Raw genomic sequence first — 521 nt, forward strand, 5'->3', positions numbered from 1 at the left:
CGCCGCGACGATTTCCGTAATGCCGACTTTCGCCGACTCGAGTAATGCCATCAGCTGTTCATGACTGAACGGTTCACCTTCTGCGGTGCCCTGAATCTCAATCATCTTACCTTCTTCTGTCATCACAACGTTCATGTCGGTGTCTGCTGCTGAATCTTCAACGTACTCAAGGTCACACAGCACTTCATCACCAAGCAAACCAACTGATACTGCCGCTACGTGACCTTTCATTGGGTTTGCTTTTAGCTTGCCACTATCGACTAGATGTTGGAATGCATCTGCCATTGCAACGCTTGCACCACTGATTGATGCAGTACGTGTGCCGCCGTCAGCTTGAATTACATCACAGTCAACCGTGATCATGAATTCGCCCATAGCTTGCAAATCGACAACTGCACGTAGGCTACGCGCGATAAGGCGTTGGATTTCCATTGTACGGCCACCCTGCTTACCGTTTGCCGCTTCACGGCGAGTACGCGAGTGAGTCGCACGAGGTAGCATGCCGTATTCAGCGGTCACCC

General features: G+C 51.4%; 1 protein-coding gene. It reads right to left on the reverse strand.

Features of this window, described 5'->3' with window-relative positions; genetic code table 11:
* The coding region (gene rph, locus R7Q09_RS28295) for a ribonuclease PH (protein ID WP_318144228.1) at window positions 1-521 on the reverse strand (521 nt) is incomplete at both ends.

Source organism: Vibrio sp. 2130-1, assembly GCF_033339515.1.